The sequence below is a fragment of the Bacillus sp. J33 genome (assembly GCF_000518885.1).
Classification (GTDB): Bacteria; Bacillota; Bacilli; order Bacillales; family Cytobacillaceae; genus Cytobacillus.
The window spans coordinates 37,553-56,829 of record NZ_JAEL01000025.1 but is presented as its reverse complement, the minus strand read 5'-3'; the positions used below and the strand labels follow the sequence as shown (position 1 = coordinate 56,829).

General features: G+C 39.4%; 18 protein-coding genes and 2 pseudogenes. 12 read left to right on the top strand and 8 right to left on the bottom strand.

Going from position 1 to position 19,277, the window contains the following annotated elements:
• Positions 1–226, bottom strand: a 226-nt coding sequence (locus L634_RS0110270) for an IS1182 family transposase (protein WP_026582378.1), incomplete at its 3' end; no start/stop codon positions are given.
• Positions 227–379: 153 nt separating this feature from the next.
• Between L634_RS0110270 and L634_RS0110265 the strand changes: the two genes are divergently transcribed.
• The 4 genes from L634_RS0110265 (at position 380) to L634_RS0110250 (ending at position 3,624) form a co-directional block, all read left to right on the top strand.
• On the top strand, positions 380–1,393 hold the full coding sequence (locus L634_RS0110265) for a methionine ABC transporter ATP-binding protein (RefSeq protein ID WP_026582377.1): 1,014 nt from the start codon (positions 380–382) through the stop codon (positions 1,391–1,393).
• Positions 1,383–2,048 carry a methionine ABC transporter permease gene (locus L634_RS0110260; RefSeq protein WP_026582376.1) on the top strand — a complete coding sequence of 222 codons (666 nt, stop codon included), beginning with the start codon at positions 1,383–1,385 and terminating at the stop codon, positions 2,046–2,048. Before L634_RS0110265 ends, L634_RS0110260 begins: the two co-directional genes overlap by 11 nt.
• A gap of 27 nt (positions 2,049–2,075) precedes the next feature.
• On the top strand, positions 2,076–2,906 hold the full coding sequence (locus tag L634_RS0110255) for a MetQ/NlpA family ABC transporter substrate-binding protein (RefSeq protein ID WP_026582375.1): 831 nt from the start codon (positions 2,076–2,078) through the stop codon (positions 2,904–2,906).
• Between the two features lie 160 nt (positions 2,907–3,066).
• The gene (locus L634_RS0110250; RefSeq protein WP_026582374.1) at positions 3,067–3,624 is read left to right on the top strand and encodes a M15 family metallopeptidase; all 558 of its coding nucleotides are present in this window, start codon (positions 3,067–3,069) and stop codon (positions 3,622–3,624) included.
• A gap of 46 nt (positions 3,625–3,670) precedes the next feature.
• Here L634_RS0110250 and L634_RS0110245 read toward each other — a convergent pair whose 3' ends face one another.
• Together L634_RS0110245 and L634_RS0110240 are read right to left on the bottom strand one after the other, a co-directional pair.
• Positions 3,671–4,720 carry a M42 family metallopeptidase gene (locus tag L634_RS0110245; protein ID WP_026582373.1) on the bottom strand — a complete coding sequence of 350 codons (1,050 nt, stop codon included), beginning with the start codon at positions 4,718–4,720 and terminating at the stop codon, positions 3,671–3,673.
• A gap of 123 nt (positions 4,721–4,843) precedes the next feature.
• On the bottom strand, positions 4,844–5,914 hold the full coding sequence (locus L634_RS0110240) for an AI-2E family transporter (RefSeq protein WP_026582372.1): 1,071 nt from the start codon (positions 5,912–5,914) through the stop codon (positions 4,844–4,846).
• A gap of 150 nt (positions 5,915–6,064) precedes the next feature.
• On the opposite strand from L634_RS0110240, the gene L634_RS0110235 reads away from it, so the two are divergent.
• Positions 6,065–7,132, top strand: coding sequence for a mechanosensitive ion channel family protein (locus L634_RS0110235; RefSeq protein WP_232233744.1), 1,068 nt, complete (start codon positions 6,065–6,067; stop codon positions 7,130–7,132).
• A 49-nt stretch (positions 7,133–7,181) separates the two neighbouring features.
• Here the strand turns inward: L634_RS0110235 and L634_RS30960 are convergent, their stop codons facing one another.
• The 3 genes from L634_RS30960 to L634_RS0110220 all read right to left on the bottom strand — a co-directional run bounded on the left by L634_RS30960 (position 7,182) and on the right by L634_RS0110220 (position 8,916).
• Positions 7,182–8,021: an STAS domain-containing protein gene (locus L634_RS30960; protein ID WP_051428303.1), complete on the bottom strand. Its 840-nt coding sequence runs from the start codon at positions 8,019–8,021 to the stop codon at positions 7,182–7,184.
• A 147-nt stretch (positions 8,022–8,168) separates the two neighbouring features.
• A complete protein-coding gene (locus tag L634_RS0110225; protein ID WP_026582370.1) occupies positions 8,169–8,354 on the bottom strand; it encodes a hypothetical protein in 186 nt (61 codons plus the stop codon).
• Positions 8,355–8,484: 130 nt separating this feature from the next.
• A complete protein-coding gene (locus L634_RS0110220; RefSeq protein WP_232233743.1) occupies positions 8,485–8,916 on the bottom strand; it encodes a hypothetical protein in 432 nt (143 codons plus the stop codon).
• 156 nt (positions 8,917–9,072) lie between these two features.
• On the opposite strand from L634_RS0110220, the pseudogene L634_RS30955 reads away from it, so the two are divergent.
• A pseudogene (locus L634_RS30955) lies at positions 9,073–11,367 on the top strand (helicase C-terminal domain-containing protein).
• Between the two features lie 30 nt (positions 11,368–11,397).
• Here the strand turns inward: L634_RS30955 and L634_RS0110210 are convergent.
• Positions 11,398–12,024, bottom strand: a complete 627-nt coding sequence (locus L634_RS0110210; RefSeq protein ID WP_026582368.1) for a YitT family protein — start codon at positions 12,022–12,024, stop codon at positions 11,398–11,400.
• A gap of 340 nt (positions 12,025–12,364) precedes the next feature.
• Here L634_RS0110210 and L634_RS0110200 point away from each other — a divergent pair, with 340 nt between their 5' ends.
• The 6 genes and pseudogenes from L634_RS0110200 to L634_RS30950 all read left to right on the top strand — a co-directional run bounded on the left by L634_RS0110200 (position 12,365) and on the right by L634_RS30950 (position 18,656).
• A complete protein-coding gene (locus tag L634_RS0110200) occupies positions 12,365–14,332 on the top strand; it encodes an LTA synthase family protein (RefSeq protein ID WP_034262455.1) in 1,968 nt (655 codons plus the stop codon).
• 320 nt (positions 14,333–14,652) lie between these two features.
• Positions 14,653–15,660 (top strand): F510_1955 family glycosylhydrolase, encoded by a 1,008-nt coding sequence (locus tag L634_RS0110195; RefSeq protein ID WP_157452386.1) that lies wholly within the window; start codon positions 14,653–14,655, stop codon positions 15,658–15,660.
• Between the two features lie 220 nt (positions 15,661–15,880).
• Positions 15,881–16,210, top strand: coding sequence for a four-helix bundle copper-binding protein (locus tag L634_RS0110190; RefSeq protein WP_026582365.1), 330 nt, complete (start codon positions 15,881–15,883; stop codon positions 16,208–16,210).
• Between the two features lie 133 nt (positions 16,211–16,343).
• A complete protein-coding gene (locus tag L634_RS0110185) occupies positions 16,344–17,081 on the top strand; it encodes an urease accessory protein UreH domain-containing protein (RefSeq protein WP_026582364.1) in 738 nt (245 codons plus the stop codon).
• A gap of 198 nt (positions 17,082–17,279) precedes the next feature.
• Complete coding sequence (locus tag L634_RS0110180) at positions 17,280–17,885, top strand: YdhK family protein (protein ID WP_034262451.1); 606 nt, start codon at positions 17,280–17,282, stop codon at positions 17,883–17,885.
• A gap of 145 nt (positions 17,886–18,030) precedes the next feature.
• Positions 18,031–18,656: pseudogene (locus L634_RS30950) on the top strand (nitrite reductase).
• Between the two features lie 55 nt (positions 18,657–18,711).
• Here the strand turns inward: L634_RS30950 and L634_RS0110170 are convergent.
• Entirely contained in the window at positions 18,712–19,275 is a 564-nt protein-coding gene (locus L634_RS0110170) for a TVP38/TMEM64 family protein (protein WP_026582362.1), read from the bottom strand.
• Between the last annotated feature and the right edge of the window lie 2 nt (positions 19,276–19,277).

Here is a 19,277-nt window from a genome sequence, read left to right as displayed (position 1 = left end):
TGGAGCGAATACCGAAGGTATATTGAATAAATGTGAGTTTAATTAATATTACAGGGTCAATACTTGGGCGGCCTTTTTCTGAATACTTATCTTTTACCAAGTCATAGATGAATGAGAAATTAATCGCCGCTTCAATTTTGCGGACCAAATGGTCCGCCGGTACAAGTTCGTCTAAAGCAACCATTTCAATTTGATCCCGTTGAATTGGATTATGTTTTGAAAGCATTTAAATCACCTCAAGCATTGTATTACTTCTATTTTAAAATAAAAAAGACTGCAGACAAGCACGATTTTCATCGAGTTTGTCGACAGTCTGGCCTCTTTCCGAATGGAAAGAGGTTTTTTAATTTCAAAAAGAATATTGAACGGGGGGATATGAATGATAAAGATAAAAGATCTGGTAAAAGTATATGAAACGAAAAAAGGCAGTGTAATAGGTGTAGATCATGTAAATCTAACAGTGGAAAAAGGAGAGATATTCGGAATCGTAGGATACAGTGGTGCAGGCAAAAGCTCCCTGCTTAGATGTTTAAACTTATTAGAAACGCCTACCTCAGGTGAAATAATAATTGATGGCCTGTCATTAACCGCACTTGGAAAAAAAGAACTGCGCAAGGCACGCTTGAAAATCGGAATGATTTTTCAGCATTTCCATCTGGTTAGTTCAAAAACAGTCTATGAAAATATTGCCTTTGCTTTAAAAGCAGCACATAAAACAAAGGCAGAAATAGATGCACGTGTAAAAGAGCTGCTTGAAATGGTGGGGCTGACAGAAAAAAGGGATGTGTATCCTTCACAGCTGAGCGGCGGACAAAAGCAGCGAGTTGGCATTGCCAGAGCTTTAGCAAACAATCCATCCGTTCTCCTCTGTGATGAAGCAACTTCTGCATTAGATCCGAGCACAACGAAATCCATTCTTGGGCTTCTGAAAAAAATTAATAAAGAACTCGGCTTAACCATTGTCTTAATCACACACGAGATGGAAGTTGTTAAAGATATTTGTGACCGGATGGCTGTTATGCAGGATGGCAGAGTCATTGAAGAAGGAAAGGTGTATGATCTCTTCTCAAATCCGCAGAAGCCGCTGACAAAGGATTTCATAAACAGCATCCTGCAGTTTGATTTGCCGGATAAGCTTTTAAGTGAGCGGACCGGAAAAATTATCAAGATTTATTTTCAGGGCAGCATCGCCGAGGAATCTGTCATTTCGGATGTATTTCAGCAATTTAAAGTGAAGGGCAATATCCTTCATGGGAAAATTGAGTATATTCAGGATACGCCGCTTGGGATTTTTGTCATGGAATTGACGGGAGCGTCTATTGAAATTGAACGTGCTATCCATTACATTACTGAGCGGACAAAGAATTTGGAGGTGATCCGGAATGCAGCTTGATAGTTTAATAAGCATACTGCCGGAACTCAATAAAGCTTTTTTTGAAACGATTTATATGGTGGGGATATCGATTGCAGTAGCGATAATTGCTGGCCTTCCTACAGGCATTCTGCTATTTGCAACAGATAAAGGTTTATTTTTGGAAAATACAGCTTTTAAAAACATTGTTGGGTTCATCGTTAATATGATCCGTTCCATACCGTTTATCATTTTGCTTATTGCGCTATTGCCTTTGGCCAACTTGATAACTGGCACTACCATTGGTCCAACTGCCGCATCGGTTTCGCTCTCGGTTGCAGCTATTCCGTTTTTTGCAAGAATAGTTGAACAGTCTTTGCGCGAAATTGATAAAGGTGTGATTGAAGCCGCTGTGGCAGTTGGTGCATCGCCATGGATGATTATAAAGGACGTTCTTATCCCAGAGGCAAAACCGGGAATCGTCCAGGGGATTACGATTACAGTCATTAGCCTAGTTGCATACTCAGCAATGGCCGGCATTGTCGGCGGCGGGGGAGTCGGTGACCTGGCCATCCGATTTGGTTATTATCGTTATGATAATACAGTTATGTTTACAACTGTTATCATTCTAATTTGCCTGGTCCAGCTATTCCAATTAGCTGGAGACAGGATTGCAAGATTAGTTGATAAAAGATAATAAATTATACATCAGGGGGAAAAGAAAATGAAAAAATTGGGATTGGCATTATTACTTGTTCTTACATTAGGGATATTGGCAGCTTGCGGAAGCGAAAAGTCTTCGTCTGAAGCAGGAAGCGATAAGAAGGAAATCAGCATCGGAGCTACGTCAGGCCCATACAGTGATATGGTAAGCAAGGCCATTAAGCCAGTGCTTGAAGAGAAAGGATATACGGTTAAGGTTGTTGAATTCAGCGATTATATTCAGCCAAACCTTGCACTTTCTAAAGGAGATCTGGATGCAAACCTTTTTCAGCATAAAATTTATATGGAAACCTTCGCAAAAGAACACAAAATTGAGCTATCAGAAGTAATATCTGTACCAACAGCTCCGATGGGCATTTATTCAAAAAAATTCGCTTCCCTGGAGGAAATTGAAGACGGAGCAGCTATAGCGATTCCTAATGACCCAACTAACGCAGCCCGTGCTTTTTTAATTCTTGAGGATACAGGGCTAATTACATTAAACCCAGATGCAGATCCACTTACTATTTCTGAGAAAGATGTAGAAAACAATGTAAAAAACCTGCAGTTTAAGCCAATTGAAGCGGCTCAGCTTCCGCGTGCAGTTGACAGCGTTGATTTATCAGCAGTCCCTGGGAACTTTGCTCTTGCAGCAAAAATGAATCTGCTTGATGCATTGCAGCTTGAAAATATGCCTGACCAGTACCGCAACAGAGTAGTAATTGATACTAAGAATGAAGAAACCCAATTAGCCAAGGACCTAAAAGAGGCTGTTGAATCAGCTGAATTTGAAAAAGTAATCGATGAACAGTTTAAAGGCTTTGGAAAGCCGGAGTGGATGGAAAATCGTTAATAATTAATAGCAGAAAAATACGCCGGCAATGCTGGCGTATTTTATTATTTTTGCTTATGAGTATGCAAAATATGAATCCCTAAAAGTGAAGTTTCCGATAAATCTTGCTAAAATAAGATAGGTATCTTCCAAAGAACCAGCAAAGAAAGGACATAAAACGTTGTTTTTTAAACAATTAGGCAGGTTTATTCTCTTTTTGCTAGTGGTAACAACTATCGGGCTTATACTCTATCAATATATTCAGCAAATAATAGAACCAGAGCTTAAAGATCGTGCACTTCCTGATAGCCTCCATCCTATCGTAGCTGAGAAAAAAGATGAATTAATCACTAAAGCAGCTGACAAAGGTATAAATGTGGTCATTACACAAGGCTTCAGAAGCATTGAAGAGCAGGACGCCCTTTATGAAAAAGGCCGTTCTAAAGAAGGGAACATTGTAACTCATGCCAAGGGAGGAGAATCTTACCACAATTTTGGACTTGCAATTGATTTTGCGCTGCTGTCTGTTAACGGTCAGATCATTTGGGACATGAAATACGATGGAAATGGCAATGGCCAGGCTGATTGGATGGAGGTTGTCGAGATTGCCAAGGTTCTTGGCTTTGAATGGGGAGGGGATTGGAAGCATTTTAAAGATAATCCTCACCTGCAAATGGACTTTGGCCTTTCGATCCGGGAACTCCAAAGAGGGAAAAGGCCGCCAGAAAAAGTTGAATAGCATACAAAAACTGCACATCCATTGCCGGAGTGCAGTTTTTGTATTTTTAGAGTACCATCCTTGATTGAACATAGTGATACAGCAATTTAGCCGTATTTTCAATCGATTCTTCATGTGTGCGTTCAAAAGCATGAGAAGAGTCGATTCCTGGCCCGATTAAGCCGTGGACGATGTCGTGGCCTGCACGGATGGCTGCAGAGGCATCTGAACCGTAAAAAGGATAAATATCAAGCTTGTATTCAATCTGATGGTCTTCTGCCAGCTGAACAAGCCGTTTTCGCAGTTCATAATGATAGGGACCGCTCGCATCTTTCACACAGATGGAAACGGTGTATTCATCAGTAGATTGGCCATCTCCCATTGCTCCCATATCAACAGCCAGATATTCAACCGTTTCTGGTGTAATATTCGAATTGCCGCCGTAGCCAATCTCCTCATTATTGGAGATCAGGAAGTGGGTAGTATATGGCAGCTCAATGTTATCAGTCATCAACTGTTTAATAAGCTGAAGAAGAATGGCTACACTCGCCTTGTCATCCAGATGGCGGGACTTAATATATCCTGAAGCTGTCGTTTGTACGCGTGGATCAAAAGAAATAAAATCTCCGACTTCGATTCCTAGAGCGCGGACATCTTCTGCATTATGGACTTTTTCATCAATGCGGACTTCCATATTCTCCTGATTTCTTTCAGCCTTTCCAGCATCTTTGTATACATGGACTGATGTTTGATGCATAAGAATCGTTCCCGTGTATTTTTTGCCGGCAGACGTTTCAATTTCACAATATTCGCCTTCAATAGAGTTGTATTTAAAACCGCCGATCAGGTCGATCTTAAGGCGGCCGCTCGGCTTAATTTCTTTAACGATCGCACCAAGTGTATCAACATGTGCTGTCAGCATCCTGTGATTTGCATCATCCTTTCCAGGAAGTGTAGCGATCAAGCCGCCTTTGCGGTTCCGTCTTGTTTCAACATTAAGCTCATTCAGAAACTTTTCTACATATGTAATCACTTCTTTTGTATTTCCGGAAGGACTCGGAATGGAAACAATTTCTTTTAACAAACTAATTGTTTCTTTTGTGTTGGGGTAAGTCATGATAATACTCCTCTCAAAATATTTCCGCACAATTCTTATTATACTGTTTGATTTACGAAGAATCATATTATTCTTATTTCTCACAAAAAATGCTGTCGGGCAGGAAGCCTTTTACTCTTCGGATCAGATGCTCTTTGTCGTTCTGAGCCTGTAAAATTTTCTGAAATCCTTCACAAGGACCTTAATTACAGAGTAAAGCGGGATAGCAATTAGTATCCCTATAAATCCATAGAGGGAGCCGGCTGCCATCAAAATGATAATGACGGTTAAAGGATGCAGGTTAAGCCTTTTCCCCATTACACGGGGTGAAACAAGGTTGCTTTCAAGCAGCTGGACAGCAATCAGTACCAGGATAATTTTTATTACCATATCTGGTCCCTGCATTAAGCCAATAAAGACTGCCGGAATGATTCCCAGTATGGGTCCGAGAAAAGGGACAACGGTCAGGAACATTGCAAAAATAGCTAGTATTAAAGAATAGTCAAGCCCAATAATTAAATATCCGATATACATTAAGACACCATCCGCCACTGCGACGATAAACTGACCAGTAACATACGAAAACAGTGTATTATCAATATCTCCCAAAATTCTGTTGCCTTCTTCTGCATGTTTGTCAGGTAGGTGTTTTAAAAGAAATGGCCTGAGTTTGTGGTCATCTTTGAGAAAATAGAAAAGGATGAAAGGCACAACTGCTAAAACCGTTACAACACTGGTAATAGCGGAGAAAACCTTCATAATATTTTCTCCGGCACCTGATAGAAGAGATTTCAAAAAGGATAAAATGTTATTTTTTACATTATCATAGGAGAACATTCCCATATTGTTTTCTTCAACAACTTTTTCCGTTTCATCTGATAGCTCCTTCATTTTATTTGGCAAATTTCCTGTAAGTTCCGTTAATTGGCTTCCAGCAGTATTTCCTATTAATTGAAAGCCAGCGCAGCCCAAACCAAGAACTGCAGTGAATATTACGAATATGCTTATAGTCTTGGGCAAAGCCTTGGAAACCAGTCTTACCATGGGCCTTAAAATATAATACAGTACGCCCGAAAGCAAGATCGGAAAAAAAATCGAAGCAATTAAAGCCCTGATTGGCCAAAGAAAGCAATCAATTTTTCCTAATAAATAAATGATGATCAATAGTAAAATAATGCCTGTTGCATATTTGAAGAACGGCTTGTTCATCCACATTTACATACCCCAACCTTGCATTTTGTATTTTATATTCACCTTTCCTTTTTTTATCTTTGTTAAACACCAGGATGGTTTATGTTTTTTCTGTTTAGCAATCCTGAAAACAAGGAATAGATAAAAAACAGAAGTTAAACAGGTGAGTGTTAAATGGAAGAATTGAATGTGACTATACTATTAGTTAAAAATGTAACCCTAAAAGAAGCTGCACTTTTTCTCTTTTTTGCTGGGATTATTTTGACTGCAAAATGGGCTATAAATATGGCCTTTAATAAGACGGGGAAAAGGAATTCAATTCAAAACGAGCGTATTCTGAAAGGCGTTGCTTCATTGGTAAATTGGGCTGTTTTTTATGGAATTATCATCCTCTTTTTACTGTTTTTTTCAAGGGAGAATTGGCTGTCCTACGTTTTGTTCACAGCTGGAGAAGTTGATGTGACTCTCAAATTACTCATTGTCGCTTTTTTAATTATTTCGCTTGCACATCGGCTGGTACAGGTAGTAACCAAATACGTGCTAACATCTGTATATGAATTCTACGGGGTCGATCGGGGGCTGGGTTATTCCTTTAATCGAATGGTTTATTATTCGGTCATGATTGCAGCGCTTGCCATAAGCTTAACAACTGTCGGGGTGGATTTAAGCGCTGCGGCTGCCATTTTGGGAGTGCTTGGAATAGGGATTGGTTTTGGCATGAGAAACATTGCCGGCAACTTTATTTCAGGCATTATCATTCTTTTTGAACGGCCGGTTGAAATTGGAGAAATGATTGAGATCAATAATAAGATAGGGAAAATTGAGAGTATTCGTTTAAGGTCGACCATTGTCCGGACAGCCAAAGAGGGGACATTAATCGTTCCAAATCAATATTTTATTGAACAAATCATTAAAAACCGGACTGGTTCGGAAATGCTTGCACAAGTGCTAATTAGTGTTGCTTATGGTACAGATACAGAAAAGGTGGAAGAGCTTCTAATAGAAGTTGTAGAAGGGGAAATTTCAAAAACAGAGGGGATATTGCTTAATCCTGAACCCGATATCCGCTTTGTCGATTTCCGCAATAAGGCAATGGACTTTCTTGTTGAAGTGCCTGTTGCCCATTTTGCAGCGAAGCAGAAATTTGAGAGCCGTCTCCGGCATCGGATAGCAGACACTTTTTATAAAAATGGGATAGAACTTGCTGTCCCGCAGATGTTTCCTGCCGAAAAAGAGGTTTAATTTATTTGGAGCCAGGCAGCACTACCATGAATATGCTGCCTGGCTTTCTTTAAATGCTGTTTTCTTTGGACATTTGTGAAATTACGGATTGAAGATTGCTCATTATCTGGATATTTGAGAAGCTAACCCCCAGCTGAACTACAGATTGCGCAATTTCTGGCCTTAAGCCTGTAAGGATGGTTTTGACACCAATCAGATTTAATGCCCTAACAACCTGGAAAATTTCATGACCCACCATTGTATCAATGATCGCTACTCCAGACATATCAATAATCAGCGTATTCACCTTGAGCTCTGAGCATTTTTGAAGTGATTTTTCAATCAGAACCTTTGAACGATATGTATCGAGCTCGCCGATCAATGGCAAAATAGCTACATCTTTAGTTAACGCAATAACAGGTACGGATAGTTCCTGAATTGCTTCTTTGGCTAAATCCAGTGAACGTTTATGGTCCTTTACGTAGGATGAGCTGAATACGGATGCTGCGTTATCTAAAATAGGGTCGATAATATCAGATACCTCAATTAGTTCCATTGGATCAACAGAGTGAGTTTTTACATATTCTTTAATCACTTTCCATGTCAGGGAACGATATGCACTGATTGTTTTTAGCGCTTTATCCAACGGAAGCTGGCTTTCAACTGCTCCTTCGCCGGTTATCCTTGCCCATTCAGACACTTTTTCTCCTACAGACTCTGAATCTCCGGCTATGATCGCTTCTCCCAAAAAACCGATCAGCTGGGATCTCCATTCATTTATTTCATCCAGATTTCGCTGTGAAGCACTTAAGCGCTTCACATAGCCTTCTTCCAAAAGTTCATTGAATTCCTTGGTTATTTCAAGCTTTTTACTAATAAGTTCCTGCCCGATGTCTTTTAAAGATTGCAAATTATAATCCTCCATGGCTTCATTTTTCAATTATTATATCATTGTGCTGAACTGTGAAAAAGAGATGTGCCTTTAGAGTCAGGTGAACTGCTGTCAAGGCAGAAAAAGACTCGCGTCGGCTTTGGCCGATGCGAGTCAAATGTAATCCTATTTGCCGAGTAATGCTTTTATTCCGAGATAAAGAATAGCTAGACCGAAAACAAGCATGGCCAGGCCGCCGACAATCGTAAAGAAGCTGGTAATACCTGAAGTAATGACTGCGGTTGCGGGCACCATTGTCAGTCCATAGCCAGCCAGCATGCATGCTAAATATAATAAAGCCAATTGATACATGATTGATCCCTCCTTCACTAATTAAAATATGAGGAGGAACCCAGTTTGCCTTAGTCTAATGTCACGAATTTTCTGAATTGGCGATAAACAGTTCTTTAGTAGGATGATAGGCTTGTAATTTTTGGATAACTTATTTTTCTAATTCCTGGATGGCGATCATTTTTAAAGCGGTAAGTTCTTCTTCTGTTAATCGGTCAGTCAAGAGGGAATAAATTTCTTTTTGCTCATCTGGAGTAAAGCCGCCTTTTGCTTTAGATGCTACCTCACGGATTTCTTTAACAGTGAAATCTTTTGAGATTTTTTTTACAGCTTCTTCCTTTGTCGTGATAGGCAAAGAGGACTTTTTTAAATCGACCCCAGATAAGTCGCCTGAATGCCGTTCAATTAAATCTTTAACAGCAGGGTCATTTTCGAGTGCTTCAATATCTTTTTCGTTAAAGCTTCCGGCAACTTCAGACATCACTTTTTCAGAAATCATATCCATTGATGCCAAATATACCAGGAACCCAAGGAAAGACAAAGCGCATGCAGACATGGTCCATAGTATTATTTTTTTCATCATTTTATGCTTTGTCCGAAAAGGAACAAAACCATCCACACCCCTTTTGACTTTTTCTATATTAATTGTAAAACGGGCTTTCCGGATTTTGCAAATATTTCTTAATAGCAGAACATATGTGCTATAATAAAGAAATCAACATTAAAAGGAGCCGTTTCAATGCAAAATAAGGTAAAAATATCTGTAAGAGCTTTAGTTGAATATATATACAGAAGCGGCAGCATTGAAACAGGATTTCGCTCTTCGGTTAGTCTTTCGGAGGGAACGAGACTGCATCAGAACATTCAAAAACAATATGGGGAAAAAGACCAAAAGGAAGTGCCATTGCTTGCAAATATCTCTTGCGGGGGGCTGGAATTTATTTTGGAAGGCCGGTGTGACGGATTGCTTCAGCGGAATAACAGCTTCATTATAGATGAGATTAAATCCGTTAGCCGTCCTCTTGCAGAAATAGGAGAGGAAACATTTCCTGTGCACTGGGCCCAGGCTAAATGCTATGCCTATATTTTTATGATGAATCATGATTTGAAGCAAATGATTGTGCAATTAACTTATGTGCAAAGCGATACGTTAGAGGAAAAAAGGTTTGAGCAAACTTTTTCATATGAACATCTTGAAAGGTTTATGAGAGAACTGCTTAAATCTTACGTTCCTTATGCGGAAATGAGGGTTTCGCACAGAATAGAAATGATGAAGAGCATAAATGAATTAAGCTTTCCTTTTCCAAATTATCGACTCGGCCAGAGAAAACTTGCCGGTGCAGTCTATAAAACCATTTCAGAGGGAAAAAGCTTGTATGCTAATGCTCCTACTGGAATCGGAAAAACCATTTCGACTCTTTTTCCGGCTGTAAAAGCCATCGGTGAAGGGGAAATACAGCGTATTTTTTATTTGACGGCAAAAACAATTACGCGCCAAGCTGCTGAAGAGGCATTAGCCATGATGCAGAAAAGCGGTCTGGAGCTAAAAGCCGTGACGGTTACTGCCAAGGACAAAATCTGCTTTAAGGATGAGACCAGATGCCAAAAAGAGTACTGTGAATTTGCCAATGGCTATTATGACAGGGTGAACGGGGCTATACTTGACCTCCTGAAACATGAGAATATGATAAACAGAACCGCCATTGAAAAATATGCACATAAACATAGAGTATGCCCCTTTGAGTTTTCTTTGGATGCAGCATATGCAGCGGATGCCATAATTGCCGATTATAATTATGTTTTCGATCCCCGTATCTCTTTAAAGCGTTTTATTGAAGAGGAGAAAAAGAAAACGGTTCTTCTGACTGATGAAGCCCATAATCTGGTAGACCGCGGGAGGGAGATGTATTCAGCTGCATTGAACAAGTCATCTTTTCTCCAGTTAAGCAGAATTTTTAAGGGAAAGGACGAGGGTATCCAGAAAAGCGCTAAACGTGTAAACGAAATGTTTGTAGCTCTGAAAAAGAAGTACGGATAACAACCCGCATTTGTGGAGAAGGATGATCCGGAAGAACTTGTTCAAGAGTTCAGAGATTTCATGGCCTATGCAGAAAAATATTTAGTCCTGAACAAGGATAAAACAGGGGCGGAAGAATTGCTGGAAACATACTTTGCCGTTCAAAGCTTTATTCGAATCAGCCAGCTTTATGATGAAAGATTTATTACTTATTTTCAAAAGCAGAGAAATGATTTCCATATCAAAATGTTCTGCCTGGATCCTTCAAACCTGCTGCAGAAAGCAGGAAAAGGCTTTAAATCAAGGATATTTTTCTCTGCAACACTGCAGCCCCTAAACTATTTTAAAGACATGCTCGGCTTTAAGCCAGATGATTATACCATTTCTATTCCATCACCCTTTTCAAAAGGACAGGCCGAAGTATATATAAAGCCTCTGTCAACAAGGTTTCGTGATCGCGGTGAATCTCTCCAGCCCATTGTTGATATAATCAAGGAAATGCTCACAGGACATACAGGCAATTATCTTATTTTCTTTCCATCCTATCAGTACATGGAGGACGTCTACAAGCAGTTTAAGGGTAGAGATCTGCCTATTAAAACAATTATCCAGAGAACCGGTATGAAAGAAGAAGAAAGGGAAGCTTTCCTCGAAGCTTTTAGGCCAGATGCCGGTGATACACTTCTTGGCTTCGCAGTTATGGGCGGAATTTTTTCGGAAGGCATTGACCTGCAAGGTGACAGGCTAAATGGAGTATTTGTGGTTGGTGTTGGGCTTCCTCAAATCGGATTAGAGCGTGATATAATAAAAAATTATTTCCGCCATCAAAATAAGAATGGATATGATTATGCGTACACCTATCCAGGGATGAACAAAGTTCTGCAGGCTGGAGGCAGGCTGATTCGTTCTGAAAAAGATCACGGAACAATTGTCTTAATAGATGACCGCTATTTGAATAAAAAATATCAAGCTCTCCTTCCTGAAGAATGGAAGGACTATAAAGTATTGCAGAATTAAAAAACAGCCAGATTTGGAATCCGGCTGTTTTTATTCGGTGAAAATCGGCTTTTTTGGAGTTTGGATTTTTTCAAGCATTTTTTCAAATCTTGGATAAAAAAATTGGACTACTAAACCTAAAGTTAATGTTACGACTATCGTCCCAACACCAATTGCACCTCTAAATAAAAAGGCAAGCAAAAGGGCAAAGCTTTCGCTAATAATACGGGAATTTCTAAGATTTAATCCAAAACGGGTATGAATGGCTACCATTAAGGTATCCATTGGACTTGCCGGAAATTTGGCCTGAAGGTAGATGGCTACTCCAATCCCCATCGCCAGAATGCCTGTCAATAAAGCAATTGATTGTCCTGCCAATGATTGCGGTGAAAGATCATTAAAAATAATCAAAAGCCAAAAGTCAATTAGAGCCCCAATAACAAGTATTGAAATGGCTGCAAGCACCTCAGGTTTTTTTTTCATTAAAAAAGCATTAAGAAAGATAAGAACCACTCCATTTATAAACACAAAGGTGCCAACCGTTAAGTTAAACATTTGGGATTCACCAACAGCTAACGCATCCCATGCGGAAGCACCAAGATTGGACTTAATGATAAGGGCGACACCCATTGTTAGAATAAGAAGCCCCGCAGTAAAAAATAAAAAACGTTCCTTCATGATGATTCTCCAATCATTTGTAGTTAATTTTAGCTTGTACCCTTTTACAATCATTACTCACCCAGGAGTAAGATTATGAAGGGAAAATTTATTTTACCATTATCATCATTAGCTTTAAAGAGAATTTTTTATGGAGAGTATTATAAATTTGTAGGTTTTTGAAGGAAAAAGGCGAAAATTATAGCAGGGATATTAGTTTTCATTAGATTAAAACTGTGCTATAGTATTTTACATTCATTCACCAATCATTAACATAAGCTTTACATATTTACTAAAAAATAATAAAAACTTAGCTGATGCTAAGTTTTTCGCTTGTTTACAATTTAAGAGGTGAAACATTATGGGAAAGCTTTTGAAATCTTCTAAAAAGCTTGCTAAAAACAGGCTGGCTATTTTCTTTCTGGCAGTTATTCTTTTTTGGCTTAAAACGTATTCTGCCTACCGAATTGAATTTAATTTAGGAATTAATAATGATGTCCAAAGATTTCTGCTTTTTTTAAATCCCTTAAGCTCTACTCTCGTATTATTGGGATTTGCCCTGTTTTTTAAAGGAAAGGTTCAATCTGGAATGCTGATCGGATTAAACTTTTTCTTATCCTTTTTGCTGTATGCCAATGTTGTTTATTACCGCTTCTTTAATGACTTTATTACAGTGCCAGTTTTGATGCAGGCAAAGGTTAATGGGGGACAGCTTGGCGACAGTGCTCTTTCACTAATGTCACCACTCGATATTTTCTATTTTACTGATACCATTTTGCTGATTTTACTTACAGTGAAGAAATGGTACAAACCTGGAAAGAAAATAAGCAGAAAGCCTGCTCTTGCTGTAATTGCAGCTGGAGTCATTGTATTTTTCGTTAACCTGCACATTGCTGAAAATGATCGGCCCGAACTGCTGACTCGCTCGTTTGACCGCAATTATTTAGTTAAGTATCTTGGTGCTTACAACTTTACAATTTACGATATTGTTCAAAACGCCAAATCTGCAAGCCAAAGAGCGCTGGCCGATAACAATGATGTAACGGAAGTGGAAAACTACGTGAAAGCGAAGTATGCCCCGCCAAACCCTGAATTCTTTGGAAAAGCGGAAGGCATGAATGTAATTTTCGTTTCCATGGAGTCTCTGCAAACGTTTATTATTGATTACAAACTTAATGGGAAGGAAGTAACGCCATTTTTAAACTCTCTTGCACATGATGGAAAGACATTTTATTTTGATAACATTATTAATCAGACTGGCCAGGGCAAGACTTCTGACGCGGAGTTCATCATGGATACCTCTTTATATCCGATGTCTCAAGGTGCAGTTTATGTGACAAAAGCTCAGAATACCTTTCATGGCACACCGGCCATTTTAAAATCCCGCGGATATACGTCGGCTTCCTTCCATGGCAACTACAAGACCTTCTGGAACCGGAATGAAATGTATAAAACGATGGGCTATGACAAGTTTTTTGATGCAGAGTACTATAATATGAGTGATGAAAATACTAAGAACTATGGATTGAAAGACAAGCCGTTTTTTAAAGAATCCATGCCGCTGCTGACTAGCCTTCCGCAGCCATTTTATGCAAAATTCATCACGTTATCCAATCATTTTCCGTTTAAAATGGATGAATGGGATACTGACTTCCCGGCAGCAGAAACAGATAACAGTGTGGTTAACCACTATTTCCAGTCTGCCAACTATATGGATCAGGCGCTTGAGCAATTCTTTAACGACTTAAAAGAATCAGGGTTATACGATAATACTGTTGTTGTCCTTTATGGTGACCACTATGGGATTTCTGAAAATCATAATGAGGCGATGGCAGAGGTAATCGGAAAAGAAATTACACCTTTTGAATATGCTCAGCTTCAAAGGGTGCCGGTATTTATTCATGTACCCGGGGTGGATGGCGGCGTAAAACACAATTTTGGCGGACAGGTAGACATAAGGCCGACATTATTGCATTTGCTTGGAATTGATAGTAAGGATTATTTGGAAATGGGCTCAGACCTGTTATCTAAAAAGCACCGTGAAGTTGTTCCATTCCGAAACGGAGACTTCATTTCACCCGAATTTACACAAGTTGAAGAAACATGCTACTATACTGAAACAGGTGAAATAGCTGAAGCAAGTGCGTGTGCACCATTATCGGAGCAGGCAAAGAAAGAGCTTGAAATGTCGGATAACATTGTTTACAAAGACCTCCTCCGCTTCTATCAGCCGGAAGGGTTTGTGCCAATTAACCGAAATGACTATTCATATGTGAAAAAAGAAGTGCCTTTTAAAGAGGAAAGAAATGGTCCTGGCATTCAAAAGTAATAGAAAGAGAGCGGAGAGATGATTCTCCGCTCTTGTTTTTTTAATGGCTCTTTTCGTAATGTTTGTTGCTTTTTGAAGGGGTTAGCTTAATCACCGGGCAAACTTTTTAAACTAAAACAACAATTTATGAGAAAAGAGCCTTAAAAATTTTTAGGAAAGGTTTTTCTTTTCGGTGATTTATGAAGAGGATTTTTGCACACTTTTTGCATAAGTTTTTGGTATTGTCTATTATGGGATCAGCTTTTAAGGCTTAAAGGTGCATTTTCGCCTTGTTTTTGAGTAGCCAGCTGTTATTTTAAACACTTAAAAAGAATGTTGGAGTGAGAAAGTTGAAAAAGTTATGGATTGTAGCAGCGGCAGGGCTCACATTGGGTTTAACCGCTTGTGGACAAAATGAGGAGCCAAAAGTAACGGAAGAGGAAAACGCAGTTGAGGAGCAGAATGAACAGGCAGATAAAGAGAATAAAGAAGATAACAAAGAGCTCATAGCAAAACATGAGTTTTTTGAATCGTTTGATGGGAAAATCGATCATATTCATGGAGCGGGCTTTGCGGGGGATCAAGGCGTTCCATTCTATGCCACACACGATGGCTTAAAAGTATATGAAAACGGCAAATGGTATAAAACCAAAGAGCAAAACAACGATTATATGGGATTCAATGCTACAAATGATGGCTTTTATACAAGCGGACATCCAGGCGAGGATTCCAATCTTCCAAACCCAATAGGAATTCAAAAGAGCGACGATAACGGAAGAACACTGGAAAGCCTGGTGCTTGAAGGGGAAACCGACTTTCATATTATGGGCGTTGGATATGAGAATAAGGCGATTTTTGTTCTGAATCCGCATAAAAATTCCATCATGGAAACAGAGAAATATTATCTGAGTGAGGACAATGCAAATACTTGGCAGGAAGTCCAAGCCACCGGCCTTGAGGATACCTTAATCAGTGTTGCTGTTCACCCGCAAAAATCGGATTTCCTCGCAGCTGCCGGACAGCAAGGTATTTATCTTTCAGAAGATAAAGGAGAAAACTTTGTAAAGATATCAGATAAGGGACAGGGCACGTCGGTATTTTTTACAAATGACAGCCTGGTATATGGAACTTATGATGGAAGTGCGAAGCTAATAAAGCATTCCCTCTCTGATCAAGCGGAAACGGAAATCACTTTGCCTGAGATGAAGGAGGATGCAGTGATGTATTTTGCGCAAAATCCGCAGGACGAACAGGATATGACTATTGTTTCGTTTAATGGCAATATTTATTATTCAAAAGATGGGGGGAGCATTTGGGATCTTATTGTTGAGGCAGGAAATCTTAAGTAAGCAGGAAAACGGAATGCGAGGCTAACCCGCATTCCGTTATTTTTGTCCGATTTAGTAAATATACATATAGCTTGCCGATATTAAAAATCTATAACAGGATTTTCAAAAGATTTGAATTGGCAGTAATGGTTACTGCAGAGCAGGCAGAAAATATTCCGTTTACTCCATCAGCGGCAGGGTAAGATTAGTAATATGAAAAATCAAAAGGAAGGTGAGAAATATGTACAGCCAATCCTATGAACAATGTATACAGGTTTGCCTGGAATGTATGGAAGCTTGTAATGTATGCTTTGATGCCTGCTTAAATGAAGAAAATGTTAAGATGATGGCTGACTGCATTCGCATGGACAGAGAATGCGCAGACATCTGTGCATTTGCTGCTATGTCTATGCAATCGAATAGCCCATTTGCCAGGCAGATTTGCAGCCTATGTGCAGAAATTTGTGAGGCATGCGGAAATGAATGCAAGAAGCATGACTATGAACATTGTCAAAAATGTGCTGAGGGATGCTTTAACTGTGCTGAAGAGTGCCGTAAGATGGCGTCTTAATAACAAGTAAAAAATACCGGCAGGCACCAGTCCGGGTGTCTGTTTTTTTCTGCGGCTTTTGAAAATCTCCTTAATTTCTTCACATTTTCATGTTACAAATGAAATATGCAGATTGAATATAGGAGAAATATGTATGTACGATTTTTTCAGCCAAATCAGCAATTTTGTTAGCCAGCCACTCATAAATATAGGTCTTAATACAAAAGGAATCCCAATCCTTTCTGCCTTTTTCCTGGGGCTTGTAGGAGCATTGGCTCCCTGCCAATTCACCGGAAATCTTGGCGCCATTACCATTTATGGAAATCAGTCTCTTCAAAAAAAGGCAGCCTGGAATGAGGTTCTGTTTTTTATTCTGGGCAAAGTCTTTGTTTTTACTGGTTTAGGCTTGCTCGTATGGATGCTTGGTATGGAAATAAAATCAACTTTAACGGCTTATTTTCCATGGTTTAGAAAAATTGTTGGTCCATTTTTTATTTTAATCGGGTTATTTTTGCTGGGAGTTATCAAATTTCGAAAGGGTTTTACATTGGGAAGCATTCCGGAGAGTTTGCAAAGGAAAGGACCTCTAGGTGCTTTTTTTATGGGGGTTAGCTTTACGCTGGGTTTCTGCCCAACAATGTTTGTCTTATTTTTCATTACTCTCATGCCAATGGCATTGGCTGTGGGGTATGGACCGGTTTTGCCAGCGGTTTTCGCCATTGGAACTTCAAGCCCTCTTATCCTTGCTATTTTCTTGATATGGTATTTTGGTCTCGCAGGAAAGTTAATGAAGAAGAATGGAAGAAAACTTGGTACTTTTGTTCAAAAACTTACCGGAGCTTTCATGATTTTGCTGGGACTGCTTGACACAATTACCTATTGGAGTCTTTAGCAATAATATGCATTGCAGTTGGAAACAGGAGCTTAGTTATGCTGCTCCTGTTTTTTAATATAGTATTTTACTCCTCCTATTCTATCTATTTTTCATCTCAGTAAGCCAATCTTTTAGGGATTTTCTTTTTCAGCTGCTCCATATTTTCTGCACATTTACTTGCCATAATATCTATAAAACTACAAGGAGGATTTAAAAATGCTGAAAAGAAACAAATTTGCAATCTGTGTTTTCTCTTTAGTAACAGTTCTAACAATATCTGCTTGCGGCAGAAATGATGAGGAGGCCAGCCCGAAAGAGCACACAAATACAGAAGAAAGGACGACAAACAATGAAGTCAGCAATGGACACTCTGGAGATCACTCTGGCATGGACCATTCCGGTTCAGGAGAGGTTCCTGAAGGGTTAAAAGAAGCTGAAAATCCAAAGTATAAAGTTGGCAGCAAAGCTATTATTACACATGGACACATGGAAGGAATGAAGGGTGCTGAAGCAACCATCGCGGGAGCTTATGATACAACCGTTTATAGTATTTCCTATACACCAACCACTGGCGGGGAAAGAGTTGAAAATCATAAATGGGTTGTACACGAGGAAATTGCCGATGCCGGAGAGGCACCATTTAAGGAAGGTGACGAAGTTAAAGTAAATGCAAGCCATATGGAGGGCATGGAAGGAGCAGCTGCTGAAATTGATTCTGTTCAGGAAATGACTGTTTATATGGTAGATTTTACTACGGCAGATGGACAGAAAGTTAAAAATCATTTATGGGTTACAGAAACCGAGCTGTCCCATGCTGAATAATGATGTATCAGGTGGATAAGAGCTTACATCAACAGGGAGTAGGCTCTTTTTGCTTGATTGGAAAAATTTCGCTTAAGGTATTCCTGGGGGAATGTATAATGGATTTGCAGAAGGAAAAGGATTCACTGAGCAAAGGGGAGGTTTTATGCGAGAAACCAATGGAAAAGTAATGATTGCCATAAACGGGGAAATAAGCTTTGGAGCCAAGTTATCCTCCCAGGCAGCTGATGGTTATAGCGAAATATATGGACAAAAACGATCAGCTGGAGGTAACGACCTTTCAGCAGCTTTACATCGAAATCGATGCTGAAAGGAAAGAAGAAATCATTAAAGAATTTGAACAAACAGGCTTGCATTGTTATCCAGTCGGAAGCTTCGTAAAGAGTCTGCGGACCTGCAATTTTTGCAAGGGAGAAGAAGAAGGAATGCCAGCTGCAAAGGAAATAAATAAGCGAATTGCCGGCAAGCCAGTTCCATTCACATTAAAACCAGCCTATACTGGCTGTCCGGTTGGATGTGGGGAGCCGTTAATGAATGGATATTGGCATCATGAAGATAAAAGCTGTTTATGATTTATATATAGGGGGAAAATCAAAAGGAAAGGACTCTGAAGCAGGAATGCTTTTTTGGGGAGAGCCTTTCCCAGATCAATTATACACAGCAATTTGTAAACTTATAGACATTTATCAGCAAAACGGCAAGAAAAGAGAAGCATTCCATGAGTTCGTGAATAGGTATGGGATTGAAAATTTACGCTCTAAAACTATATGAAAATAGCAGGAAATAGCGCTCAGCTCACAATCTTTTATAAGTTTTCCGCTGTCCTTTAAGATACTCTTTTTTTCCAGATAAAATAGAGTAAAAATAATCCTGCAGCCAACAATATAATGGCGATTTGCATTCCTGTTTTTAATTGAAGTGCGTGAGAAATCGTAAAAGCTTCAATAAATAAAGCAGGAATTTTTCCAAGTGTGCTGGCGATGCTAAAAGACAGCAATCCCATTTTGCTCAAGGCAGCCGTCAGTGTTACAGCGCCAGATGGCACGAAGGGCAGGATTCTTAGAAAGATGACAAGAAAGAATGCATCAGCCCCTTTAGTTGTTATTAGTTTATGCAAAAATTTATTTTCTTTATTTTTAACCTTCGGAAACGTGGAGTGGATTTTAGAGAGTCCCTTGCGGTAAAGAATAAAACTTATGACCGCTCCAGCAGCTTCTCCAGCAATTAATATCAATAATCCCAAATTCATTCCTAGCACAGCCACCGTGCCGGCAGTTATAAAGGCACTAGGAAGGACGCCTGTGATGGCTACCGCTATATTCATTAAAATACTGAAAAGTGCTGCATATAAAGGCTGTCCCGATAGCCATTCTAGAATATCAGCAAACATAT

Bases quoted from the DNA above. Each gene is read 5' to 3' on its own strand.
- L634_RS0110265 (WP_026582377.1), top strand. From the start codon at position 380: ATGATAAAGATAAAAGATCTGGTAAAAGTATATGAAACGAAAAAAGGC.
- L634_RS0110260 (WP_026582376.1), top strand. From the start codon at position 1,383: ATGCAGCTTGATAGTTTAATAAGCATACTGCCGGAACTCAATAAAGCT.
- L634_RS0110255 (WP_026582375.1), top strand. From the start codon at position 2,076: ATGAAAAAATTGGGATTGGCATTATTACTTGTTCTTACATTAGGGATA.
- L634_RS0110245 (WP_026582373.1), bottom strand. From the start codon at position 4,720: ATGACTTACCCCAACACAAAAGAAACAATTAGTTTGTTAAAAGAAATT.
- L634_RS0110240 (WP_026582372.1), bottom strand. From the start codon at position 5,914: ATGTGGATGAACAAGCCGTTCTTCAAATATGCAACAGGCATTATTTTA.
- L634_RS0110235 (WP_232233744.1), top strand. From the start codon at position 6,065: ATGGAAGAATTGAATGTGACTATACTATTAGTTAAAAATGTAACCCTA.
- L634_RS0110225 (WP_026582370.1), bottom strand. From the start codon at position 8,354: ATGTATCAATTGGCTTTATTATATTTAGCATGCATGCTGGCTGGCTAT.
- L634_RS0110220 (WP_232233743.1), bottom strand. From the start codon at position 8,916: ATGATGAAAAAAATAATACTATGGACCATGTCTGCATGCGCTTTGTCT.
- L634_RS0110210 (WP_026582368.1), bottom strand. From the start codon at position 12,024: ATGAAGGAACGTTTTTTATTTTTTACTGCGGGGCTTCTTATTCTAACA.
- L634_RS0110200 (WP_034262455.1), top strand. From the start codon at position 12,365: ATGGGAAAGCTTTTGAAATCTTCTAAAAAGCTTGCTAAAAACAGGCTG.
- L634_RS0110190 (WP_026582365.1), top strand. From the start codon at position 15,881: ATGTACAGCCAATCCTATGAACAATGTATACAGGTTTGCCTGGAATGT.
- L634_RS0110185 (WP_026582364.1), top strand. From the start codon at position 16,344: ATGTACGATTTTTTCAGCCAAATCAGCAATTTTGTTAGCCAGCCACTC.
- L634_RS0110180 (WP_034262451.1), top strand. From the start codon at position 17,280: ATGCTGAAAAGAAACAAATTTGCAATCTGTGTTTTCTCTTTAGTAACA.
- L634_RS0110170 (WP_026582362.1), bottom strand. From the start codon at position 19,275: ATGTTTGCTGATATTCTAGAATGGCTATCGGGACAGCCTTTATATGCA.